The 6,000-nt window shown below is 64.0% G+C and carries 5 protein-coding genes; 1 reads left to right on the top strand and 4 read right to left on the bottom strand.

What is annotated here, in order from left to right; translation table 11 throughout:
• The coding region (locus EZI54_RS12655; RefSeq protein ID WP_131482254.1) for an alpha/beta fold hydrolase at positions 1–860 on the bottom strand (860 nt) is incomplete at its 3' end.
• Between the two features lie 146 nt (positions 861–1,006).
• On the opposite strand from EZI54_RS12655, the gene EZI54_RS12650 reads away from it, so the two are divergent.
• Positions 1,007–1,900 carry an acyltransferase gene (locus EZI54_RS12650; protein ID WP_131482253.1) on the top strand — a complete coding sequence of 298 codons (894 nt, stop codon included), beginning with the start codon at positions 1,007–1,009 and terminating at the stop codon, positions 1,898–1,900.
• Positions 1,901–1,919: 19 nt separating this feature from the next.
• Here the strand turns inward: EZI54_RS12650 and EZI54_RS12645 are convergent, their stop codons facing one another.
• From EZI54_RS12645 to EZI54_RS12635, 3 genes are all read right to left on the bottom strand, one after another.
• Positions 1,920–3,437 (bottom strand): bifunctional diguanylate cyclase/phosphodiesterase, encoded by a 1,518-nt coding sequence (locus EZI54_RS12645; RefSeq protein ID WP_131482252.1) that lies wholly within the window; start codon positions 3,435–3,437, stop codon positions 1,920–1,922.
• 66 nt (positions 3,438–3,503) lie between these two features.
• The gene (locus EZI54_RS12640; RefSeq protein WP_131482251.1) at positions 3,504–3,707 is read right to left on the bottom strand and encodes a hypothetical protein; all 204 of its coding nucleotides are present in this window, start codon (positions 3,705–3,707) and stop codon (positions 3,504–3,506) included.
• 83 nt (positions 3,708–3,790) lie between these two features.
• Positions 3,791–5,767, bottom strand: coding sequence for a ribonuclease R family protein (locus tag EZI54_RS12635; RefSeq protein WP_131482250.1), 1,977 nt, complete (start codon positions 5,765–5,767; stop codon positions 3,791–3,793).
• Positions 5,768–6,000: the final 233 nt, after the last annotated feature.

The raw sequence follows: 6,000 nt of genomic DNA, 5'->3' as shown, positions 1-6,000 counted from the left end.
TCCTGGATGATGCCGCCGGGGTAGGCCACCATGCGGTCGAGGAACGCCGAGGTGGTGGCGTGGTTGGTGACGAATTCCCGGTCTCCCAGGCGCAGCAGTAATTCCCAGTAGCCCATGGCACTGCCAATGGGGTTGGTCAGCTTGAAGCCGATGGTGTTGGCCCACCCCGGCGTGTACAACCAGTGCGGGCGCACGTCGTGAATGCGGAAGCCGGTATGGCGGCGCACCAGTCCCGCCACATCGCTGAAACGGCGGTACATCAGCCCCATCAGTCCGGAGGCGTGGCTGTCGATGGGGGAGCCCAGCACCACCGCGTTGCGGATGTGGGGATCGCCGCTCAGGGCCGTGTAGAACAGGGTGAACATGCCGCCCATGCTCCAGCCATGCAGGCTCAGGTCCTGCTCGCCGCTGTGCTGGCGCACAGCATCCAGGTAACGGGGCAGCAGTTCGGCCACGTAGGTGTGCAGGTTGTAGTGGCTGTGCTCCCGGGTGGGCATCCCCCAGTCGATCAGGTAGACCTCGAAACCCCGGGCGCGCAGGTAGCGCACCAGGCTGCGCTGCGGGAACAGGTCGTAGATCAGCATGTTCACTGCCAGCGGCGGCACGATCACGATGGGCACGCGGTGGGTGGTTGGCTCCACTGGCACGGTTTCATCGCCCAACTGGATGCTGAAGCTTTCCAGGGGCGGGTAGTAGCGCAGGCTCACCAGGCCGTCGTCGGCCAGTGTCTCATAGGGGGTCTTGCCGGCCAGCACCATCTCCGCCGAGCGGAACACCCGGTCGAAGGCATTGCCCGCGTAGGCGCGGGTCCGGCGGCTGATGCGGGCGCCCCGCTGCAGGGTGGACTGGATCAGGTTCACGGTCAGGTCCTGTTGGCGAAATAGGGCCGCAGTGTAATGACCCCGGTCCACGAATCAGTGGCGGGCCGGGCATCCACGTCGGGCATTTTGGCCAGTCGCTTGTTATCATGAGCGCCGGTTTCCCGTTGCCTGAATGGATAACAACAATGCTGAGTTTTCTGCCCGCCCCGGTCCGGGGTGTCATTGCCACTGTGCTGCTCGTGATCAATACCGTTTTCTGGTGCGTGCTGCTCTATATTCCGGCTCTGCTGAAGCTGATTCCGATCAAACCCTGGCAGGGGTTCTGTACCCGGATCATCATCATGATTTCCGAAGCCTGGGTGGCCTGTAACACTGGCTGGCAGATGCTGACCCAGAGCACAAAGTGGGATGTGCAGGGCGCCGACAAGCTGCGTCGTGAAGGCTGGTACCTGGTGCTGTCCAACCACCAGAGCTGGGTCGATATCTTCGCCATGCAGCGGGTCTTCAATCGCCGGGCGCCGTTCCTCAAGTTCTTCCTGAAGCGGGAACTGATCTATGTGCCGGTGATCGGCCTGGCCTGGTGGGGGCTGGATTTCCCGTTCATGAAGCGCTACTCCCGGGAGTACCTGATCAAACATCCGGAGAAGCGCGGTCAGGATATGGTCTCCACCCGGAAAGCCTGTGAAAAATTCCGTTTTGCGCCGGTTTCGGTGATGAACTTCGTGGAAGGGACGCGATTTACCCCGGCCAAGCATGCCAAGCAGAAGTCGCCCTACAAGCACCTGCTGCAGCCCAAGGCCGGTGGCGCCGGGTTTGTGCTGGATGCCATGGGCGATGCCATCGAGACGTTGGTGGACGTCACCATCGCCTACCCGGGCGGATCGCCCAGCTTCTGGGATTTCCTGTGCGGCCGGGTGCCCACGGTGTGCCTGCGCATCGATACGGTGCCGATACCGGCGCATCTCAAGGGTCGGGACTACACCGAGGATGCGGCGTTCCGCAAGGAGATGAAGGCCTGGCTGGGCAGTCTCTGGGCCGAGAAAGACCAGATGCTGGAGTCGCTGAACGCCAGCCGCTGATCGGCTGCCCTTCTGGTCCTCAGCGCACACCTTCGCCGGCGGCGGATTGCAGCAATCCGCTGGCCGGTACATGCGCCATCAATTCGTCGACGGAGCGCGGCTGGCTGAACAGGAAACCCTGGCCATAGTGGGCCCCCATGCCCAGCAGGCAGCCCAGTTCCGCTTCGGTTTCGATCCCCTCGGCCACCACATCCAGCTCCAGCCGTTCACACAGGGTCAGGATCATCTCCAGGATGGCCCGTTTCTCGCCGTCGTGGTCCAGTCCGGACACCAGGCTGCGGTCGATCTTGAGCTGATCCAGCGGCAGGCTCCGGATATACGCAAGGGACGAGTAGCCCGAGCCGAAGTCGTCCAGCGCAATGGCCATGCCGTGTTTGCGCAGGCGGTGGATCAGGTGTATGGCCACGTTGGGATCCGCCATGACGGCCGTTTCGGTCAACTCGATTTTCAGGCGTCGGGAATCGGCTCCGGCCGTTTTGAGGATCTGCAGGATCTGATCCGCCAGGTTGGGATCGTGCAACTGGGTTGGTGACAGGTTCACGCTCAGGGTGAAGTCGTCGCCGAAGTGCTCCTGCAACTTGGCGTCCTGCATCAGCGGAATGGACTGTCGCATCATCTGGTCGCTGAGCGGTCGGATCAGGCCCGTGCGTTCGGCCACCGGCACGAACACCGCGGGAGAGATGAGGCCCCGTTCGGGATGGCGGATCCGGGCCAGGACCTCGAAACCGGTGACCCTGCCATGCTGGAGGTCCACCAGCGGTTGCAGGAAGGTCTCCAGCCAGCCCTGACGCAGGGCGGAGCGAATGGTCTGCTCCATGTCCAGGCGGCCATGACGCTGGGCCCGCATGGTGTCCTCGAACAGGACGAAGCTGCCGGTGCCCTTGTTGCGGGACTCGCCCAGGGCCGCCCGGGCAGCCTGGATCAGGCTGTGGGTGGTCTCCGGTCCCTCCGGGCGGACCCGTGCCGCAGCGGCCACGGCAGACAGCCAGACCTGGCGCTCGCCGAGGCTGAAGGGATCATCCAGGGCGTTCATGATGTGCTGGGCACGCAGGCGCAGCTTGGGTTCGCCGTTCATGGGCACCATGAAGGCCAGCGTGCCGTCCGGCAGGCTGGCGACCAGCTCGTTGGTGTCGAGGGTGCGCAGCAGCCTTTCGCGCAAGGCGGTTCGCAGTTGCCGGGTTTCCCGGGCGTCGAGGGTTTCGGCGATCAGTGTGCGGTTGGGAATGCTCAGCAGGATCAGGGACAGCGTCGGTGTGCCCGGGCCGCGCAGGCGGCGGTCCAGTTGTTCCTCGAGATAATCGGCGTTGGCGAACCCGGTTTCGGTGTCCAGGTACCGCTGGTCGTGGAGGGCCTGATCCATGACCGCCAGCAGGTGATGCACGGTATCCATCAACCGGAGCATGTCCGGATCGTCGGAATCGGAGACCACAGGCACGACATCGCCCTTGGCCAGCCGTTCGCGAAGCTGGCGGGTGACGGCCTGAATATGCTGCCGGAATAACGTGTCGTTTTCCCTGTGTTCGCTGTCCCTGGACACTGACTCTCGCCTCTGCCGGATTACGCTGGGTCTGTCACCGTGACGGTCACATGGCTCGGTGCGGCGTTACCGGTCGCCTTCTTCTTTTTCTTCTTCGATGTCTTCAGGGTGTTCCTGCCGATACCGTTCCCAGTCTTCCCAGTCGTGCGGCGTTCCGGCGTGGGGCCGCTTCAGGTGGCGGGCATGTTCCAGTGCCCGTCCGCGAAGGCTGTGGTCTTTGTCGTCCTCTTCGTCAAAGCCGTACTTCTTGAGAAACTCATCGGGGCGCATGGTTCACCTCCCGGTTGGTGGTGCCAGGCTGTTCGGGGACGTTAGTCTGACTATGAGCGTCCCCAACGGTCTTTTCAAGAATGTTATGCCGTTTCGGCCGTGTCTCCCGCGTCGGCCTCGGCCAGCTTGAACAGCACCTGGCGTTTGTCGGCATCGACCCCGGCAAACGTCACGGTGACCGGCTGGTCCAGCTGGAAAATGCGTTCTTCCGGGCCGGTCAGGCGCAGCGTGACGGGATCAAAGCTGTACTTGCCGCTCATATCACGGGTCGTGACGAAGCCCTCGATGCCATTGCAGTCCAGGCGCACGAAGAAACCCGCCGAGGTGATTCGGCTTATGACGCCGGCATAGCGCTGCTTGCCCAGCTGGGGGGCGTAGAGCGACTTGAGCCAAAGCTCCAGGCTGTTGGCGGCCCGACGGGCGTTGAACTGGGCCTCTTGCAGCTCGGCCATGGCGTCTTCGCCCATGTCGGCCTTGTCGCCGTGCCACAGCGCTGCCCGCAGCAGACGGTGGACCTGGAAGTCGGAATACTTGCGCAGCGGCGAGGTGAAGGTGGTGTACAAGGGCAGTCCCATCCCCTGGTGCGGGGCCGGACGGCTGGCCAGCTCGGCACGGGCCAGTTGGCGCATCAGGATGGATTTGACCGGCACCTCGGCTTCGAGGGTTTCCGTCGCGTTCATCAACTGGCGGAAACCGTCGGCGCTGGTGATGTCCAGTTCCGCCAACTCGGGGGCATAGCGGTTGAGCAGTTCACGAATGTTGTCGAGACGATCGTCCCGCAGGCCGGGATGGGTGATGAACAGGCCACTGGGGCAATGGGATTCCAGGGCACGGGCCGCACACCGGTTGGCGGCCACCATGCACTCTTCCACCAGCCGGTGGGCTTCGTTCTGCTGGGACGGCTCGATGGTGCGGATATGCCGGTTCTCGTCCAGGCGCAGACGGAATTCCGGCCGGTCCTGGCTCAACAGGGCGTGTTCGTCACGCCAGCGGCGCAGGGCGCTGGCGGCCTGGGCCAATTGGTCGATGCTGGCACTGACCGCTTCCGGCAGGGCCTGGATCTCGTCGTCGCTGCGTCCGGCGATCACACCGTCGACCAAGTCATAACTGAGCTTGCCCTGGGAGCGGATCACCGCTTCCTGCAGGCTGAACTCGCCCAGCGAGCCGTCGTTGTTGACCTGGATGTCGCAGACCACCGCCAGGCGGGGAACATCAGGTACCAGTGAGCACAGCTGGGTGCTCAGGGACTCGTGCAGCATCGGACGGGGATCGCCCGGGAAATAGATGGCGGTGGCCCGCTGGCGGGCTTCCCGTTCCACCGGGCCATTCACCTGGAGCAGCGCCGTGGGATCTGCAATGGCCACGGACAGGGTCCAGCCGGTGGCATTGGGTACGGCGCACAGGGCGTCGTCCATGTCCTGGGTGCTGGGGCTGTCGATCGTCACGAACGGATCCGCGGTGCGATCGGTGCGGTTTTCCGCCAACCTGGCGACCTGCTCCTCGGTAAGCTGCTCCAGCTCCGCCTTGGCGTCTTCCGACCAGTCTTCGTTGAGATCGAACTGGGCCAGGGTCACCGCTCGCTCGATACCGGCCTGGTCCGGTTTCCCCAGGACGCGGAGGATGCCGGCCTGCCCCTTGCCGTCCTTGACCGGATGCCGGGCCACCTTGCAGTAGACGAAGTCACCGGGCTCGGCGCCGGCCCGTTGCTTGGGCGGGATGAACAGCCAGTGATTGAGGCCGGGCGTTTCCGGGGCGACGAAGTGCCCCTTGCCGCGCACCTTGTAGCGACCCACGAAGGTTTTCAGCGGCGATTCCAGCAGCTTGTCCACCTGCCCGTAGGTCTTGCCCTTTTCGCCCTCGTGTTCGGTGATTTCGACGCGGTCGCCGGGCAGTACACGCTGCATCTGGTCCTGGGGCAGGTACAGGTCGCGACCGTCGTCCAGGGCCACGAATCCAAAACGGCCGTTGGTGGCCTTGACCGTGCCGGAATGGACCACCTTGTTGGCTTCGATGTCGGTTTTGAGCTGGCGCAACTGCGAAAGGGCGTCGGCGTTTAGCATGCGATGGAACCTGACTGGCGGGAACTTGAAAATGGACCGGCAGTATACCGGTTATGGCGCGTGTCGTCAGATGGGAAATGGTGACGATTGTGAAACCGTCACCCCGGTCCGGCGGCGCGGGCCACGGTCCGTTGCCGGTTGGGTCCGACCTTGCGCCCTGCCACCGGGCTGGCAGTGCCCCCGGGTTGAGCCATACTGTGGGTGGCCTTACATTCGCCACGCAAGGAGTTCGA

It is taken from the genome of Marinobacter halodurans (assembly GCF_004327985.1).
GTDB lineage: Bacteria > Pseudomonadota > Gammaproteobacteria > Pseudomonadales > Oleiphilaceae > Marinobacter_A > Marinobacter_A halodurans.
Note: the sequence above shows the minus strand (reverse complement) of the source record. Positions and strands in the feature narration are given on the sequence as shown.

Bases quoted from the DNA above. Each gene is read 5' to 3' on its own strand.
- EZI54_RS12640 (WP_131482251.1), bottom strand. From the start codon at position 3,707: ATGCGCCCCGATGAGTTTCTCAAGAAGTACGGCTTTGACGAAGAGGAC.
- EZI54_RS12650 (WP_131482253.1), top strand. From the start codon at position 1,007: ATGCTGAGTTTTCTGCCCGCCCCGGTCCGGGGTGTCATTGCCACTGTG.
- EZI54_RS12635 (WP_131482250.1), bottom strand. From the start codon at position 5,767: ATGCTAAACGCCGACGCCCTTTCGCAGTTGCGCCAGCTCAAAACCGAC.